The 18236-nt window shown below is 34.6% G+C and carries 22 protein-coding genes and 1 pseudogene; 1 reads left to right on the forward strand and 22 read right to left on the reverse strand.

Features of this window, described 5'->3' with window-relative positions:
* Window positions 1–4 precede the first annotated feature (4 nt).
* The 8 genes from JOC34_RS16845 to JOC34_RS16880 form a co-directional block, all read right to left on the reverse strand.
* Window positions 5–1270: an amidohydrolase family protein gene (locus JOC34_RS16845; protein WP_205137943.1), complete on the reverse strand. Its 1266-nt coding sequence runs from the start codon at window positions 1268–1270 to the stop codon at window positions 5–7.
* 224 nt (window positions 1271–1494) lie between these two features.
* A complete protein-coding gene (locus JOC34_RS16850) occupies window positions 1495–2028 on the reverse strand; it encodes an AAA family ATPase (protein ID WP_205137944.1) in 534 nt (177 codons plus the stop codon).
* 38 nt (window positions 2029–2066) lie between these two features.
* Window positions 2067–2474: an NUDIX hydrolase gene (locus JOC34_RS16855; protein ID WP_205137945.1), complete on the reverse strand. Its 408-nt coding sequence runs from the start codon at window positions 2472–2474 to the stop codon at window positions 2067–2069.
* Between the two features lie 126 nt (window positions 2475–2600).
* Window positions 2601–3011: a GNAT family N-acetyltransferase gene (locus JOC34_RS16860; RefSeq protein WP_205137946.1), complete on the reverse strand. Its 411-nt coding sequence runs from the start codon at window positions 3009–3011 to the stop codon at window positions 2601–2603.
* A 265-nt stretch (window positions 3012–3276) separates the two neighbouring features.
* Entirely contained in the window at window positions 3277–3822 is a 546-nt protein-coding gene (locus tag JOC34_RS16865; RefSeq protein ID WP_205138013.1) for an AAA family ATPase, read from the reverse strand.
* A gap of 119 nt (window positions 3823–3941) precedes the next feature.
* On the reverse strand, window positions 3942–4136 hold the full coding sequence (locus JOC34_RS16870) for a DUF6366 family protein (RefSeq protein WP_205137947.1): 195 nt from the start codon (window positions 4134–4136) through the stop codon (window positions 3942–3944).
* A gap of 164 nt (window positions 4137–4300) precedes the next feature.
* On the reverse strand, window positions 4301–4687 hold the full coding sequence (locus tag JOC34_RS16875) for a hypothetical protein (RefSeq protein ID WP_205137948.1): 387 nt from the start codon (window positions 4685–4687) through the stop codon (window positions 4301–4303).
* Window positions 4688–4987: 300 nt separating this feature from the next.
* Window positions 4988–5854 (reverse strand): LysR family transcriptional regulator, encoded by an 867-nt coding sequence (locus tag JOC34_RS16880; protein WP_205137949.1) that lies wholly within the window; start codon window positions 5852–5854, stop codon window positions 4988–4990.
* Window positions 5855–5959: 105 nt separating this feature from the next.
* Between JOC34_RS16880 and JOC34_RS16885 the strand changes: the two genes are divergently transcribed.
* A complete protein-coding gene (locus JOC34_RS16885; protein WP_205137950.1) occupies window positions 5960–7114 on the forward strand; it encodes an MFS transporter in 1155 nt (384 codons plus the stop codon).
* Window positions 7115–7308: 194 nt separating this feature from the next.
* On the opposite strand, the gene JOC34_RS16890 is transcribed toward JOC34_RS16885, so the two are convergent.
* The 14 genes and pseudogenes from JOC34_RS16890 to JOC34_RS16955 form a co-directional block, all read right to left on the reverse strand.
* On the reverse strand, window positions 7309–7884 hold the full coding sequence (locus tag JOC34_RS16890) for a histidine phosphatase family protein (RefSeq protein WP_205137951.1): 576 nt from the start codon (window positions 7882–7884) through the stop codon (window positions 7309–7311).
* A 280-nt stretch (window positions 7885–8164) separates the two neighbouring features.
* Window positions 8165–9160: a S66 family peptidase gene (locus tag JOC34_RS16895; protein ID WP_205137952.1), complete on the reverse strand. Its 996-nt coding sequence runs from the start codon at window positions 9158–9160 to the stop codon at window positions 8165–8167.
* Window positions 9161–9219: 59 nt separating this feature from the next.
* On the reverse strand, window positions 9220–9969 hold the full coding sequence (locus JOC34_RS16900) for a WecB/TagA/CpsF family glycosyltransferase (RefSeq protein ID WP_205137953.1): 750 nt from the start codon (window positions 9967–9969) through the stop codon (window positions 9220–9222).
* A gap of 66 nt (window positions 9970–10035) precedes the next feature.
* Window positions 10036–10446 carry a hypothetical protein gene (locus JOC34_RS16905; protein WP_205137954.1) on the reverse strand — a complete coding sequence of 137 codons (411 nt, stop codon included), beginning with the start codon at window positions 10444–10446 and terminating at the stop codon, window positions 10036–10038.
* Window positions 10447–10688: 242 nt separating this feature from the next.
* Window positions 10689–11261 (reverse strand): LOG family protein, encoded by a 573-nt coding sequence (locus JOC34_RS16910; protein ID WP_205137955.1) that lies wholly within the window; start codon window positions 11259–11261, stop codon window positions 10689–10691.
* 141 nt (window positions 11262–11402) lie between these two features.
* Entirely contained in the window at window positions 11403–11720 is a 318-nt protein-coding gene (locus tag JOC34_RS16915) for a hypothetical protein (RefSeq protein WP_205137956.1), read from the reverse strand.
* Window positions 11721–12121: 401 nt separating this feature from the next.
* The gene (gene iscB / locus JOC34_RS16920; protein WP_205137957.1) at window positions 12122–13396 is read right to left on the reverse strand and encodes an RNA-guided endonuclease IscB; all 1275 of its coding nucleotides are present in this window, start codon (window positions 13394–13396) and stop codon (window positions 12122–12124) included.
* A 287-nt stretch (window positions 13397–13683) separates the two neighbouring features.
* A pseudogene (locus JOC34_RS16925) lies at window positions 13684–14242 on the reverse strand (cysteine hydrolase family protein).
* Window positions 14243–14779: 537 nt separating this feature from the next.
* Entirely contained in the window at window positions 14780–15079 is a 300-nt protein-coding gene (locus tag JOC34_RS16930; RefSeq protein ID WP_205137958.1) for a hypothetical protein, read from the reverse strand.
* A gap of 60 nt (window positions 15080–15139) precedes the next feature.
* A complete protein-coding gene (locus JOC34_RS22130) occupies window positions 15140–15952 on the reverse strand; it encodes a DUF1835 domain-containing protein (protein WP_205137959.1) in 813 nt (270 codons plus the stop codon).
* A gap of 63 nt (window positions 15953–16015) precedes the next feature.
* Complete coding sequence (locus JOC34_RS16940) at window positions 16016–16195, reverse strand: DUF6440 family protein (RefSeq protein WP_205137960.1); 180 nt, start codon at window positions 16193–16195, stop codon at window positions 16016–16018.
* A gap of 77 nt (window positions 16196–16272) precedes the next feature.
* A complete protein-coding gene (locus JOC34_RS16945) occupies window positions 16273–16587 on the reverse strand; it encodes a hypothetical protein (RefSeq protein ID WP_205137961.1) in 315 nt (104 codons plus the stop codon).
* 70 nt (window positions 16588–16657) lie between these two features.
* Complete coding sequence (locus tag JOC34_RS16950; protein ID WP_205137962.1) at window positions 16658–17356, reverse strand: hypothetical protein; 699 nt, start codon at window positions 17354–17356, stop codon at window positions 16658–16660.
* A 132-nt stretch (window positions 17357–17488) separates the two neighbouring features.
* The gene (locus tag JOC34_RS16955) at window positions 17489–17932 is read right to left on the reverse strand and encodes a hypothetical protein (RefSeq protein ID WP_205137963.1); all 444 of its coding nucleotides are present in this window, start codon (window positions 17930–17932) and stop codon (window positions 17489–17491) included.
* Window positions 17933–18236: the final 304 nt, after the last annotated feature.

Genomic DNA, 18236 nt, shown 5'->3' on the forward strand with positions numbered 1-18236 from the left:
CAATTCAATAACCCTGTTCTTTTAAATAGGTTAAAAAGCCTGCTGCAATTTGAATATACCTATTCTCCACTTTTTGTTCATCTACTGTCGTCAGTTTTCTATCTTTCATTATCCACTTACCATCAACCATTACATGTTGAACTGCATCACCTTTACTATAGAACAATAAATTGTAGAGATAGCTGGAAAAGGTTGCTTTGTTTAACAATGGTCCCAAATCAGAATGTTTTTTAATAAAAACTAAGTCTGCTTTATAACCATCTTTTATTTGACCTATTTCTTCCTCTAATTTATAGGCTTTTGCCCCATTTACGGTTGCCATTTTAAAAATATCCTCGGCAGCGAATTTGTTAACAGAATTATTTATTTTTAATAAATAATACGTCAACCTCATTAACTCCCACATGTTCGTGTGCGCGTAATCCGTACCTAAACAAACATTTACACCCTTTTCCAGCATATAACTAACATCAGCAACCCCTGCTCCTGTATCTAAATTTGAAAGAGGACAATGAACGATGGAGCTCTTCTGTTTGGCTATTAACGCTATATCTTTTTTGGACATAAAAACACCGTGAAAAAGAACTGTCTGATTATCAAGTAGATCCATTTCATTGTAAAGCTCAATACTGGACTTACCAAATTTGGACTTAACGATGTCAAATCTCCACTCGTTTTCTAAACAATGCGTCATCATGATCGGATTATATTTATCCTTCATACTTTTCACTCGAAGTAATTCCTCATTAGTAAAGTCCTCTTCTTCTAATAAATGGCTCCCAAATAAAACATTATCTTTACGTTTATTATAATAATCTCCAATTTCCTCATATGTATCGATTATTCCTCGTATTCCAATCTCGTTCATGGCATCACTTAATAACGCTGGCGATTTTGGGTCTGAGTCACTTACAAAGGTTACGCCATGTTTAACCATATCAACATAGCTCTTTTGAGCAACATATGCAAAATCTCTCTCTGAGATTTCATTATCCACATAATCAAAAAACAATTGTTGTATTTTACCTTGTTCTGAATCATTACACCAATCTTGAAGTGCCATTTCTTTCATTAATCCTTTAGTTAGAGGAGAATAACTATGAAAATGGGCATTAATTAAACCTGGAATCACAAAATAATTCTCGCAATCCATTGAACTCTCTTTATCGCTATCATTAACATTAAATCTGATTTTACCCGCTTCTATTGAAAAATCTCGTGTTTCAAATTCAATATCACCATTTAAAAATGTTGCATTTTTCAGTCTCATCTAATTATCCCTTACTTTCTTATATGTTTTATAATATCAATTAATTTCTAGGTCATCTTGTTCAACCATCCTGCCACGTTAGTGCAACAATTAATTATTCTTATGGAACAAAATTCGTTTATGATCCTCTACTATACTTAATGGAAATGAGTCCCCTACCCTACCCATAACCAATTTAATCAGATTTCGGGAATGCACCTGATCATTGATTAACACTTTCTTTATCATCTGAAAAGGTTAATCTTTTCCTTTATGTTATCAATAACTGTAGTAATATCTATATTTTCAGTGTCTATGTACTCTCTAAAATTGTTTTCTTTAAAGGCATTTAAGCATTTTTCAGTTTGCTGAAAACACCAATTACCTTCTTCTTCTCCCCGTTCTCTTAGTCTTTCATAAATAGTATCCTGACTTGCTGTTAAACAGAAGTGATACGTTTGTTTATCGATATTTTTAAACCCATTTATAATGTAATGAAAGTAATTAGGGTTTCGAATAGTCATTGGAACGATTAGATGATTCTGATACTTGGTAATTAAAAGATCTGCTACCTTTACAGTTAGCTCCTTCCATAAATGCAAATCTTGAAAATCCCCTGTTTCAGTTTCAAGTCGTTTCGTATGCTCAGGGATAATATTCCTTAACATAAAACCCACCTCTTCAGGATCATATATCATACTATTTTTTATCTCTTTTAGAAGTTCATTAGCAATAGTGGTTTTTCCTACCCCAAATGCTCCATTAATCATTATTATCATTTAATTCGTTCCTCCGCTTTGAATTTCCATAAATATAATTAAAATTCAATAATAAAAGGCTGAAGATTGTCGTGTAAACAATATTCAATTCTTTGTCTGAAGTTTCCCCAAGTAATCATTTCAAAAGCGCTATTCATTGAGAAAAAGCCTACTTCCAAACTCTCAGAACTGGTTGTTGGTTCTCCGCCAATTGGTTTACCCAAAAATAATGTATTACATATAGAATTATCCACATTTTGAAACACGCCACAAAACTTTGTAATTTCAATATCTATACCCGATTCTTCCTTTGTTTCCCGAATAGCAGCATCCCTCAAAGACTCGCCCTCTTCGACCTGTCCACCGGGCATTTCCCATCCCCTTCTTGGCCCTTTAATTAATAAAATTTCTTTGCGATCATTTAAAACAATCGTTGCAGCAGAAACAATATGCTTCGGTGTTGTCATATTTTTTAACCTCCTTTTTAGTATACTGTTATTTACAGAACAAATAAGAGTTCACCTAATTTATAAGTGTAACTCTTATTTGTTTATTTTTTCAATAGCGAAACATTCCATAAATTTTAACCGATCCTAATTTAACTTTGCAAATGCTACAGTAGAGCCCTTATCGCAAGATTGGAAACCATTTTTTTCATAGAAATATCTTACATCTGGGGCTTCTTCAGTTAATAGAACTTTTTGACGAACATTTCGATGCTTCTCCAAAATTTGTTGTATTAATTGAGTAGCAATACCTTGATTTTGATATAAATTTAAAACAAGTATATCTTGAATGTAAATAATCGTTAAACCATCATCAATAACACGTATTAATCCGACTAATCGCTCTCCATCCCAAGCAGATATAACTTCTAAAGAGTGGATTAACGCTTTTTGAAGGTGCTCTAAATCTTTTGTATAAGCCGCCCATTGCACATCATTATATAAATTTTCCAATTGTTTTTTATCAATCGTTTTACAATTTTTAAATGTAATTGTCATTTTTATCCTCCTCATTTTTTTACTTTGAAGAGCTGTTGCGTAATTTAACCACTGTCTTATACCTCCCTTCAGTCAATCACTGATTAGTTTAGATACTTGTATAATAGCTTCTTCGACATTCTTTAGCCTATTCCTGCTTACTCAACAATTGATATATTTATAGGGTGGAAATTAGAATTTGATCGTTGTTCAACTAACTAACCAGCACCGTTTATGCAACTTTTGATTGCTCTTTTGAACAAAAGAACCAGTTAGCATAATAATGTTATGATCGATTTAAAATTTCCTCGTATATTTTATCTGTAATTTTAGATACCGATAGTGTCCCATCCACAATGATATCTGAATTCGGTTTAATAGATTTTAGCATTTCAAGATAGCCTCGTCTTCCTTGCGATATGTAGTTTTCCATTTCAATCAAGATATGTTTATTAGAGCTATTTTTAAAATCTCTTATTACCCGACGCGCCATTGCAATATCCAATGGAGTATCAATATAAACAGCAAGGTCAATCAAGTTACTTGTTTTAGCGTGTTTAAAAGCAAACGGAAAGTCAAGCACAATGTAGTCTAAAGGTTTAGTAAGCAACGCTTCTAAATCTCTAATTAATGGAGCTAGATCCCATTCGTCATAATCCGCTCCCTTGTCAATCCAATCAATAATGTTATCGGGGCCATCAAAATCATAGTCATCAAAAAAAAGTGCTTTGGAATTCTGTAATTTTTCGTTTAAATGTTTCGCAATGGTCGTTTTCCCTCCACCCGAGACTCCAGCAATGGCAATAACAAGTGGTGGTTTTCCTTTTTCTATAACCTTCACCCCTTTTCTCAAATATCATCTTTCACAAACCTGTTTCTTTACTTGAAGAAGAGACATAACCGTTGTTCCAATAAGGACCAGTGTATATGTAATAGGAAGTATTGGCTGTTTTAGCGGAAGAAGATGGAATAAATTATAAAACCTACTATTATTAAAAGAATAAGTATTCCAGTACCTTTCCAACCTAAACTTCCAACTAAGTCAGGAAGTCCTCCACCGTGAACGCTTCCAGAAGGGTTTCTTTTTAAATCTTCTTGTCGCAGTCTTTCTCTTCTTTCATCAGGAGTTTCTTTATCTTTACTCAATGAAAAAACCTCCAATTCAAGTTCCGTCTATTTTAATTGTTAATTCACTATCCGACCCATTAGTTGTACAAGATAAGATCAATTTTGATTTTCTTGTTCACGTAAAGCATCAGTTAAGTACAGCTTTCCACAAACCTTGATTGTTTGATAATATACCAAATGGATCATCCTTCAACAATTGCAAGGTATTTCAAGACTTCTGACTTTAATTCAACGATTAAAATATCTTCTCTTTCCTTGGCTGAAAAAACCTTTGCACCAACTGGGAGTTTATTCGCCATTTCATCTTTGAAATCTGTATTCGTGTCATTTCTTGTTTTTATTTCACCGATTTGAATGTCTTTTGTTAAATCTAATTCTTCAACCCAATCTATACTAGTTTCATATATTACTCCATCATACTGAAAAATATCAGCATCAGGGTCCAATGTTAGCACTTCCGCGGCATCAATACTATCAGTCGTTTCTTGAGTTGTTTCCCCTTCACTAGTGCATCCAGTAATCGTAAATAAAGTTAATGCGATCAAAGTATAAAATAACTTTTGGACCATCGTATTATCCCCTTTTTTATACAGATACGGTTATATTTATTCTTGCTTTATCCTGTACCTTTAATGAAAAAAGCGACTGTACAGTAATTTCCAATACGATAATCCCTTCTTCCGTTTAAGCACCAGTTCGTAATATAAGGTTAGCTAGAATTTACTGGTTGACCTTTTTCTATAAGGTCTTATTATAACGTTAGCCTGGGTAGAGCGTCGCACCAGTGGGACTTGATTTCTATACTATTGTTAATCCCCTTATCTGACATCGTGCCAAAAGTTCAAGTCTAGGTAAAGTTAAAAAAAAAATTACTTGCTATCTAATATGTATTGTACAAATGAGGTCACTTTCTCTTTTTTATGTTTATCAAATATCATATAAACATTTTGTTTTGGAATTTCTGCCTGTGAAATAAATGGTATACAAGAAAGTAGCCCTTTCTCTTCATCATTTTTTATAATACTCTCTAACATAAATCCAATGCCTTCACCTTTAAGTAGAAGCCGTAAGGCCACAGCTGAATGATCCACCCTAAACCGCATTGCCTCGTGTTCTCCAACCTCCAGCTTGAACCAATCGGAGAATTCTGTTCCCCAATTATAATGTATAAAAGGCATTTCTTTTAATTGATTCGATTTAAGTGAGTCGATTTCACTAACAATATGTGAAGCACCTACCAAATGTATAGCTTCAGTTCTAACAGTGGAGACGTTGAATTGAGAAGACCAAGGGGACTTATAAACAAATCCAACATCTATTAATCCATAGCGAATCTTCTCAATAATATCTTCTGAATGTCCGGATATTAATCGGAGTGCTGTTTTGGGATTATATGATTGATACTGATGAATTTGATCAAAAATTTGGGTATCCCAAAGAGAATTCATTCCACCTATCACCAGACTAACATCAAATCTTGATTGAATTCTTGTAGTTTTAATACCCTCGCTCATGATTTCTAATGCTTGTTGAACATAAACTAAAAATGTCTTTCCCTCTTCCGTGATTTCTACACTACGAGTTTTTCTTATAAAGAGCTTTTCCCCAATTTCTTCCTCAAGTAATTTTATCCTTGCTGTAACTGTTGATTGAACTACATTCATTTCTTCCGCAGTACGAGTAAAGTTTCTACTGCTAGCTAATGATTTAAAGGTTTTCAATTGTTCCAAATCCACTTTTATTCTCCTTTCGATTGATTCGTTTTTTTCATTAATACAATTTAAATAATTCATTTTTATAATCTATCTGATTCCTTTACTATAAATTATAGGAGGGATCACATGACGAAGCAAACATATATTCTAACATTTTTAATATTTATACTTTCCACTGGTGGATATACAGCAATGCCTTTATTTCCACTACTTACTGATATTCATAGCATATCCCTTGCTCAAGCTAGTACTTTAACAGCTATTTATATTTTCACTCAACAAACCACACCTGTTTTTCTGGGTCCTCTAGGAGATTATTATGGATATAAAAAAATATCTATTATCGGAGAAATGATTAGGGGTATAGGATTTATAGGAGTTGGAAGCGTTTCGAACTACATATCGTTATTACTCTTTGCTTCTTTAGCTGGATTGGGAGGGGGATTTGCAGGACCATCCTTACAATCACTGATGATGAAAAGTGCAAAGCTCGAAGCTAGAGCTAAGGTTTCCTCTTTGCGAGCTAGTGCTACAAATGCTGGTTTACTTTTAGGTCCTGTTATTGCTGGTATAGTAATCTGGACAGGATATTTCAATCTTATTTTTATATCTGCAGGAATTCTATATTTGTTGGGGGCCATATTACTATTTCTATTTGTGGACCCTCATGAAAGCAAATCAAGGAATAAAAAGTTAAATCGCAAAGACATAATCGAAATACTACATAATAAAGGCTTCATCCAACTTATGATTTTTATGTTAATGTACTATATTATTTTTGCACAATTATTTGTAACAATGCCGGAATATGCCAAGCAATTTACAAATCAGATTCAAGCATTGTTCCTCATTAATGGGATAACAGGTTTGATCCTACAATACCCCGTTGGATTATTAATCAGTAAATATAACAAACCAATTTTTTTTGTGACAATTGGTATTACGCTAATCACACTATCTTTTCTTACATTATCTTTATGGAATCATTTAGCTGCATTATTCCTAGCTATTCTCTTATTTACAATTGGTGGAGTCTTCATTTTGCCTATTATCGAAACAGCTATTGCAAGATATTCTGATAACTCAGGAAAAATGGGGCTATACTTTGGTGTTAGTAAATTATCAGATGGACTAGGTAGACCATTAGGAAGTTTACTTGGTGGGTGGTTATTTTATAACTTTTTCCCTTCAATGATTTGGTTTACATTTGCTATTTTTAGTGTTTTCATTCTTATATATGTTTTAATGATTTCCAAGATAAAAGGATTGAATAATAATTAGAATTTCTTATTGTTATTTAATTATCCTTCTTCCATTAACCTGCGACGTTAATTGAATAACTACACCTTCAATATTAACATAATAATTGAAAAATATTTACTAAAGGAAAAGACGATCGTTTTGATGATCGCCTTGTTTCACTATTGCACCATATATGGTGCAATAAGAGAAGGGATTATATTACTAGTTTTAATTCAACAACTAATCTGGATCCAGCCTGTTTCTTGTAGGAAATCATTTCTTGTGAGACTTTGACCAGAAATCATTTGACGATAAGAAGTAATGGTACCATCGTGTGATACTATATAAATGTTTTCTTTTTGTAATTGTTTACAATCTGCAATGAACTCTTCTGCTAATTTCGTGAATTGGTTTTCAGGCAAAGTATTTATGCCATCAGACCATATATTTAGAGGAACCTTCATATCGATTTCAAAAGTTGGATAATCATTTTTAATTATTTCTAAATCAATTATTTTATCACAAGGTAATGTACTCTTGTCTGGACGAATGGGAAACATTCTAGGAGACACTAATGGGCTTACAATTTTCCAGCAATCTATATTTTCACTCCAAATAAATGCTGTTTCCAAAGTTCTTCTAATAGGACTAATAATAATAATATCTTTATTAGTTAAAGGAATTTGGTTTATTAATAATTTCGCTTGTTCTGCCCCTTTTGTAGTTAGTGAAGGGTCTTCTATTTGTAGGCTTCTAGGTATATCTAGTGTATGCTCTCCTTGTCCGTGACGAATCAGTACTAACTTCATTTAGACTCTCCTTTATAAATTCAAATGAAGACATAACTTTTTCTTAAAAACACCTTTAAAGCAGTCTCGGGTGCAAAAGTTCCTCATCTTTATGATAATAAAATTCACTAAGTTTTTCTGAAATTTAATTATCATACTTTTTATTATCGAAGACAAACAAATCCCCCCAGATTTCTTATTTATTGGCGTCATGTTTAGATACCAACCAACTTAAACCTTAGAGTCTCTTCATCCCTTTATTTTTTCATCAAATGTATTTCATTTTTATTGTTCCATTTCCTTAAGAATAGTTGATTTGTCCAACAGCACCGTTAACGAGTATATTTTGAGGTGGCATATGACCGATATCTACATCATATATCACTGGAATTTCATCCCCAAATACCTCAATTAAAGCGTCCTCTAATGTAAAGTCTTTTGTTGGTGCATACCCACTCGCTCTTCCTAGAAGAATACCATTTGTATTTTTAAACCATCCATTAAATTTCATTTGCCATAAAGCACGATAAATTTCAGCAGCAGTCATTCCAACCGTTTCTAAATACCATACCACACCTTCTTCTTTCGTGTACTTAGAAATGAATTCATCTACTTTATCAAACGGTGTGCCTATCAAAATTTGCAACGTATTTACCACACCACCCAATAATCTTCCTGAAAACGCAACTTCCTTGTTTTTAGATAAACTTTTCCACTCGGTTTTTTTATCAAAATAAAAACCAGTCCCCGGATTTTTAAAAGTCTTTTCCCACGAAGACTGATAATAATCAGAGGAATATTGAACTATTTCTTCGTTTTCTGAGCATCCTAATACATCGGTCCATTTAGATGTAACAGCATCCCATTTTGGAGCTGATAGTTCAACGAAATTTGTTCCATGAGCGGAAGCATTACCAGTAATGGTTGTGTATACAAAGGATAGTGTACTAATATCTGAATATCCTAGTATCCATTTGGGCGGCAATTCCTTCAGTAGATTCCAATCAATTAAAGGCAACATTTCCATTGACAGTTGCCCTCCCCAAGGAGGAATAATTGCTGAAATCGAATCATCTTTCAAAAAGGAAATAAAATCCTTGGTTCTCTTCTCTTTAGATGAACTTTTTGCTTTATATTCTGTCCAAATTGTATCCCCTTCGATTACTGAAAAACCTTTTTCTTCAACATTTCCTTTAGCTTTGGATAACAATATATGTAACGATTCCTCGACACCACTGGATGGTGCTGTAACTGCTATTTGATCTCCAGTTTTTAAAGGCTTTGGATATTTAATCATTAGGCTATCCCCTTTAGTACAAATTTGTTTTCAAGAAGGATCAAATTTTGTTTATGCGTTTACTTTTTTATTATGGTCTGAAATACAAATTTAGGTATTGCCGACTGTCTTAGCCACCTTGATTTCTGTCCTTTGATAGCAGGTACAGCTATTAACCTATGAAGCCATTCCATATTAAGTTTTTTCCAAATTTCAGGAGTAGCTTTTACTTTTCCAGCTATCACATCCAAACTTCCGCCAACACCAAATACAACTTTTACTTGTGATAACTCATTTTTATACTTATGAATCCATTTATCGGAATACGGTGCCCCCATAGCAACTATCAAAATATCCGGCCTTGATTCTTTTATAGAATCAATAATGAATGGTTCTTCTTCCTTTGTAAAAAATCCATGATGGCTTCCCGCGATTGAAAGATTAGGGTAAAGATCCTCAATTTCATGGACGGCTTTTTTATTCGTTTGTACGTCGGTTCCCAAAAAGTAAAAACGCCAACCACGTTTATCACCCTTTTGTAATAATTGATGAAGTAAGTCAAACCCTGTTACTCTTTCAGGTATTGGCTCCTTTCTTCGCCAAGATGCTAATACAATTCCTATACCATCAGGCGTAATTAAGTCAGCTTCTTTAATTATCTCCTGGAATTCTATGTCAGACTGAGAGGTAATTGTAATTTCCGGATTTATAGTAATAAGATGAAAAAGTTTAGATTGTTCGTTTTCTATGTGTTTCTCTAATAAATCAGTTGTTTCATTTAATGTTATTTTTGAAAAAGGTATTCCTAAGATTTCAACTACTTGATTCATAAATTCACCTCTAATTAAAACGATATATTACCTTTCTAAACTGCCATTTAGAGACAATTGGTATGTTTAAGTCCGCATTCCTTTTTCTTCATACCAACGAATAATTTTCCAACTACCATCTGACTCTTTACGCCAAACTTCAAGTGCTAAAGCTCTGACCATAACCTGCTGTTCTTTATCTTGGTGAACTACTTCATAAGATACAGTTGCTTGGTCTGTTGACTGCGGAACAATCTTTAGTCCTGTAAAAACGAATTGAATATCTTTACCTTTATAATATTCAGATGCTAATCTATTACCTTCTTTTATACTGTCTGCATTATATTGTTCTACTTCTCCAACCCAAGGCATATAGAGCCATCCTTGAAAGTCATTAGAATATAGGCTATTCATCTCCTCAAAAAGGCCCTCTGATAATTTCTGTTGTAAATCCATTATTTTATAAACCCCATTGGATACTTCTTGTTCAATAGTCACATTTTTTGCCCCCTTTTAACGATTATCTTGTACAACTAAACTGCTATGTTAGTAATATTTTGAACAAAACACCCGTTAGTTGAAGTAGAGTTATATTCTACTGCTCGTTAGTTAAAGAATTAATATTAGCGTTTATCTCATTAATCATTCTATTTGGTTCATCTGTCCTAAATATAACAGTATCTACACACCTTTTATTCGATTGGCGCCCCTTAGTTGAACTGTAACTTAACTCCTATCGTTTAAGTCCATTTTGCTGTGTAGCTTGGACTATAAGAATCCATTTTCTCCAATAATTCTTTAGGATCAGAAGCAATAAGTATCATTTCTCGGTAATTTTTATTCATAAAGCCTTGTTCAATCGTATGGTCTAACATCGCGATTAACGGGTTAAAAAATCCATTTACGTTTAATAATCCACATGGCTTTACGTGATACCCAAGTTGCGACCAAGTAAACACTTCAAACCACTCTTCTAATGTTCCTGCACCTCCAGGCAAGGCGACAAATCCATCGGCTAACGCTGCCATTTTCGATTTGCGTTCGTGCATTGTTTCAACTACATGAAGTTCCGTTAATTGTTCATGTGCGATTTCCACGTCCTTTAGTTTTTTGGGGATTACACCCACTACACTACCGCCGTAGCGTAGGGATGTATCAGCCATTGCTCCCATACACCCAACTTGAGCTCCCCCATAAATCAGGGTCCTATTTCTATTCGCTAATTCTTCTCCAAGCTTCTCTGCATTTTCAATATAAATACTGTCGGTACCTGTACTCGATCCACAGAATACAGCAAGATTTTTGATTTCCATTGCAATCACCTTTACTCCTTATTTGATTACCTAAAGATATCTATTGGATAGTTTATTTTTATGTTCTAAAAAGATTTCTTCTAAATCGATTGGCCTTATTGCACAAAGTATTTAGATAAGTATTAAAATTTAATCCAGGTTTTAGAAATAACTCTTATAATGGTATATAACTGCTACCAAAGCTATAATTGTGTAAATTAGGGAAGTATAAAAAGCAGTATTAGGTGAGAACTCATACTTCTGCTCATTAGCTTTAAAACCTGTTGTTCCCTGAAGTGTCACATCTAAACTCCTTGAAGTGTAACCACCTTTTGAAGTGAAAAACCAAATAATAACTGTAATTAGAACACCGATAAAAAATGCAAAATCAATGAATTTTGTATGAGTGAAATAAGTTAGACCGTAATTTAATCCGATTAAAACAAGTAATGTAATTATAATAGTAATTATTCTTTTCATTATTTCCCCCCTTTTTATTTGCTTCCTCTCTCTATCTACGAACTTTATTTCATAAAGTTTCAAATTAATTTTTAAAAATTATAATATTAAATCCTGCTTCACTGCAGCATTAGCTAAAAAGAAAAGTATTACTGTTGTTCCATCTTTAATTAATATATATTTAAGTACACTAATTCACAGAGTTAGTTCAAATTCATTCCGGCCTCATTTCAATAACCTCACTCAAAAAAACCAATTTCTTGGCATTGTAACCAAGGAATTGGGAGTTTTTTTCATAAGGTTTTCCATTGTTATTACACATTTCCGTACTGTATTTTTAACTTGTTCTCAGAAAAAAATCTTCCCCTTCTAAACGCTACGGGCGCAGTCCAGTGAAAGTGGGAGATGAATTTCGGTTGGCGTTAGCCAAAAGCACTTTGTTCAAACTGCCAACTATTATTATGACTGACTCGTGCCAACTGTCTCAGACCAACTTGTTTGTAATTTTTATTCGGGATAGTAATATAATCACCATCAATCGTCTTCACGTAAGCCCCGCCTGTTCCTGTAAAGCCTGTGATATAGCCGGTTTTCCCAAATAATTTTACTCTATCATTCAGATAAAACCCTTGTAGAGATCTTGTGTTCTTCCCATTTCTTTTACTTGTGACATTTTTGTGCTTACGTCCTTTTCTTGCTGTCGCTTCATGCAGTGAACGCTTCTTCTTGCGGAACTGTTTGATTTTGAACATCCCATTAGCATGCTGATCGATCCGTGATATCCCGCTAATTGCAACCGCATCATTTGCATGTGTCTTTTCTAATCCCAATTCTTTGCGCTTTGGCGTGGTAATGGATCCATACGTGAATGTTGCAAGCGGGTATTTGCAGCATACACGCTTGCGGAATACATTCATAAATGTTCCCTCTTTATAGCGGGGAAGCTTTTTTCCTTCCATCATCCACTTGTGTAATATTTGTCCCTTTTGATGATTTTCATAGGTGTGGCAGTCCGTGCAAACGGTGATCAAATTATCGGCACGGTCTGTTCCGCCATGTGAACGATAGACGATATGATGTGTGTTCAGGATTTTTCCTTTTTTCCTGCACACCTGACAAGTGTACCCGTCTCTCGCAAAGACAAAATAGCGTACATCATGATAGCCATAGGTTTGTCCCTGCTGATAATCCACACCCTGAATTTCCGGGCTTATCATTTTCTGAGCATCAAACTTTCCGATTTCTATCGTCAACTTCGGATTAGGTACAAGAGAACAAAATTTATCAATCCAGAAGAGTGTATTGTCTATTCGGCTGCCGATGCTCGGTGGTAGCCATCCATTCGGTCGGGTACGGTTCGCAAACCGTGGTTTGCGATAACGTGTTTTTCGATGACGTCTGGAGCGTCTGTAAGTGCGCCGAGTTTCAAGTAAACCCTTCACATCCTGCCTCAATTCAATTTTCCCTTTGACAAGCACCTTTTCTTCGCTTGTCATGGCGATGCCAACATGCTTAGCACCTAAATCTACACCGACTTTCACTTCTTGTTTGTAACCGCTGCTACCATATAGCAGCTGAATAGTAAATGGATTATATGAAATAACCTTCGCTTTCTTCTCCTTCAACAACAATCTTGCTTTTCTTGGTTTGCATGGCATCAATGCTTCACCATGCTTGTTAATAACGAACACGATCATCACGTGTTCCTCCCTTCTCGGAGTAGTTACCCTTCGCCAATGTTGGTAAGGCTTTGCAGTAAAACTGCCAAACCTCAGGTTGACCGTTCCTACCCATTCAGAACTATTACAGCGCCTGCACAGAGCCCGGGACTAGGGTATCATCCGGGGGTGTGATAACCAAACCAACGTAGTCTCTCGCTATCTATAAAAAGATATTCCGGAGACGTAAGGCTAGACAACTGAAGGCTTTTTCAAGCCCCCACTTCAATCAGACCGGAAGGTTGATAAGTGGCGGGTAGTTGACATTATCTATATGAATCATGTGTTGGATGAAACAAGTTTTCCTCTGTATTTCTGACAATTGAAAAGTGTTCAACATTGTAATGACCATGAAGCGTTTCATTATGATGTTTTATAATTTGTTCTGCACTTAAAACATTTCCGTCTGTTGTTGAATGCCCATCGCCGACTAATGTGACGTCCAAACCCTTAATCGTAGATGTTCTGACTGCACTATCTATGCAGTGTTGCGTTGCACACCCCATGATAACAACATGTTCAATCTCTTGTGATCTTAAATGTTTTAGCAGTCCTGTCCCATGGAAGGAATTCGTTGCAGTTTTATCGAAAATCTTCGTATCAGTAGCCATATTAATTTCATTGTGAACTTGAAATCCCTTCCCTTTACCTTCAGCAACATCTAAATCCCTTACAAAGACAACTGGAACACCGGATTTCCTTGCTTTTTCAATCATTAAATTAATATTCCTAATCAGTTGCTCTTTGTTAAATAACGCACTTTCCTCTTGATTGCCATCAATTAATGCTTGTTGGGGCATCAATAATTAATAATGCTTGATTCAAATGACTTTCCCCTTTCAATTGTGAGGAAACGCTATATAGACACATTCCCCTTCGTATGTTTTGTGTAATTAGCCCTCATATCTACCTGCTAAGTAAAATTTTACCTACAACCAATGTTTGTAATTATTAGACAACTAAATTTTAGCACATTCCCTTTTGAAATGATACTTAATAAGGGAGTTTCGTGGTCAAATATTTTTCCACTTAACTGCCCCGTTAATAGAATAAGAAATCAATAGATTTAGTGTTGTAAAAGAAATTAGATGACCATATTAAATATTTTTTGAAAACCAAAAGGCAAAGTCGAGGCTACGAATAAACCTATTACAACAGAAAAGCTTATGAGAGTTTTATATTTTCGAAGCGAGATTTCTTCCCGCTTATAGGCGATATTTAATACTCTAATCATCGAATGAACAGTTATAAATATTATTATGACGGAACAGATACTAATTAAAATGACCTCCATATTTACCTCCCCTTTTTTACAAGCTAATTAGTAATATAACGATTGACCTTATTAAGCAATTGCACTTATTAGCTCAACAATGTACTTAATAAAAATGGTAATATGAATAGCAATATTGAACTAAAAATCAGTGTAACTGAAACAGACTTTGGAAGTTTCACGCTGCCTTTTCCTTTATACCATCCGGAGAATTGCAACTTATTTCTATACAAAACAAAGAGAAGTAGTATAATAGCAATTGCACCAATCCACGAATAATTTTCAGTTGCTTCATCAATTGTATAAATGTTTCCTATAATTGCCCAACCCAATGCACCAAGTATTCCTAAAATAAGAATAATTCGAATCAGTTCTAATAACGTCCTCATTTCTAATCTCACTACCCTATATATTTTTTTCTTCTATTTTATGATTCCTTTATTATATTACTACACAACTTTTATTTTATATGTACGCATGGATTGAAGATTACCATCATAAGCCAATTGATTAAAATGAATGAGTGAACGTATTCTATATTCAATCCAAGCGTCAGAAAATGATTGCTCTGAATTACCCAACACTTCGCCAATAACACTTGTGGCATTGATAAATGCTACATGACGGTTTTCATTCTGTAACCTTGTGGCACATGCTAATATAAACGGATCGTCTCTTGTTTCTAAATCATCAACAATTTCACCTTGCCACCAAGAACGAACAATACTTTTATCGCTAAGCAACCTTTCCCCATCTTGTACATAATTGCTTTTCATTTCCTCCGAAATTGGACAAGTGGAATGCTTATAAAAATGAGCAAGCTGCTCAGGACTGCATCCAGCTGTATGACCAATATCCACTTGGACATCCCTATGCTTCATATAATCTTGCATTGCATAAAATGTATTTATAAAACTTAGTTCAACTTCCTTATTTTTCAACAAATAGCAGCTAATTCGAAGGCCAATTTGTTCTGCTGCATTTTCACAAGTCCAAATTGTTACTTGCTCACCGTCCTCTATTTCAGACAGCTCCAGTAATGATTGATAGTAAGCTGTTTGATCCTCTTTAAAATACCCCCACCCAATGCGGTATGAAGACTTCAACCACGTAAAATAATTTTTCATCCCATTTTTTTCATGAATGTTTGTGATGGGTCCAACAGAAAAGTCGATTGGAAATCCGATAATTTTATCCTTTTGCTTACGTAAAACATGTTTTAAACTACCAGTTGCAGCCCGCTCAAATATAAGATGAATCACACAATCCACCTCCTTTAGTTAAATGTAATCTCTAATAAACAAAAAACCCTTTCAGTCTCTTATTTAAAATCCCTCATCCACTAAAGGATTTCCTTTTTGATCCACCATTACAGTAAGTCCTACACCTACACCTCCACCTCTATGATTCTGCATATACAGAACACCCGTCTCGTTATCACGAATAATTTTAAATAGCTCCAACGTTCCCTGTGTATAAATCACTTCAAACCTTTTTTTACTCATCAGCTCACACCCCTACTAGTCCTAATAACTCTGAAAAATTATTGATTTCAATCTTATAAAGACTTGAATTTGATATCCTACTTTGCTGTTCTGTCACGATATACAATTAGCGTGATTGCATTTAATAGGATAGTAATGACAAGAAGCACTGCTGCTACGAACACAACAGCACCCATTGTGTCCAAAAGTGCAGTCCAGTCCTCAATCTTTACCAGATAATAGCTATTGAAAATCTGGAAACATAGCGAAATGGCACAAGCACTGATACTCATAATGGAAAGAACCACCCAATTCTTATGGTCATGCTTTTCATCTCTCATGAGATTAACAACAGGAAGTATCCAAGCAATTAGCCCAAGCACAAGACTGCCAATATTAAGCAAACCAATCACCCCACCTATGTATTCGTTTGTTCTTTCTTGTTCAAGTAACCTGTCCCTTTAGTTCAACGATTGATTACTTTTATTGAACATTTAGCACTTCGATTAATTCTATGATTTCCCCATCATTTCCTGGATCAACATAGATTAACGAAGCATCATTAATAATACTTTGTGTATAATTGCTCCAATAATTTTCATCCAGATCTTCTTCAGGAACAGAACTTCCCCAACGCAAAGGAACCTTGTATACATTAATCGTGCCATCCCCATTACCACTATAAGTTACTGATCCATCTACTAAGCGAGAACCTGCTAATTGGATAACATCTTCTGGATAGCTAGCACTGGTGTCTTCATTAGGATTGATTGGTTTGCCAGCTGGAATCTGTCGAACATTCAATTCATCTATCCCTTGATTTGGTCCAAGTTGCAACCAAACTCGAGCGTACTCAATTTGTTCACTAGAATACTGGGATAGTGTTTTTTCTTTTTCTTCCTTATCGCTTCCATTTAAATTGCTTTTTTCAGATGAGGTACTATCCGAATCTATATTAGCAGATTCTTCTGGAGTGATGTCTTTTGCATCATCAGTGTCTGACTCCTCTAACCCACTTGTTGAAGTACTTTCATCTGTTTCGGTCTTGTCTTCTTCTGTTGATTCTAAAACAGAACTTTTTTCCAAATAATCAGTTGTGGATTCTTCGTTTGTATTGCCAAAGCACCCTACTAACATCAATAAAGCAACATTAAAACAAAGCACTTTTGTTAGCTTTTTCATTGTTTTCCCCCTCTCCATTGATTATGTATTAATCGTATATCACCTATATTCACTTTACAAGTTGTATTTTAGACGCAAAAAAGAGCAACAGGTTAATAAATCCACTGCTCAAAATCTAACTAATTTATAAGATTATCGTTCACTATTATATTCAAATGCGCTTGACCCATTAAATTGATCATCTAATTTTCCCATGATTTCGTTCATTTTTTGGTATCTTTCATCATCTTCCGTAACCGTATCTTGTAGATACAATTGGCTTGCAAAAGTTATAACACGTTGAAAATCTTCATTCTCTGGTCCATCATATTCAATCTGATCTATATCCCTTATTATTCGCTCAAAATGATTTTGATAGTCTTCTTGAGTCATTTCAATATCATCGTCTTTTTCAGCCTTAACCAATGATACTGTAGAGATACGAGTACTATTAATACCAATATTTCCATCATGAGTAGCCTGTTCATCTTCGGTTTCCGCTACTATTAAGTTTTCTGTGATCCCATATCTTTCATTTTGTTCATCAATCATTTTTTGCGCATCTTTATGAGCTTGTGGCATTTTTTCTTTTTCCAAGTGGACAGTCGTTGTGTCGGTTTTGATAACATCATAATCTTCATCCGATTTCGATTTCGATTCCGACTGCGATTCTGTTTGTGCAACATCTTCCGGTTACGAATCTGCGTGTACAACACTTTTCGACTCTGATTCTGCATGTGTATCATTATTCCCTTTTTTGTAAAAAAGCAGAACTTCCTACAACTATTGCACCTACAGCTACAACAGATAATGTTATTTAAATTGATTTTTTCATCCCTTTTACCCATCCCCTCTTAATTAACTTTTATAAATAACGCTAACATCACTATTTCTGAATGTA

It is taken from the genome of Virgibacillus halotolerans, assembly GCF_016908515.1.
Lineage (GTDB): Bacteria > Bacillota > Bacilli > Bacillales > Amphibacillaceae > Virgibacillus_M > Virgibacillus_M halotolerans.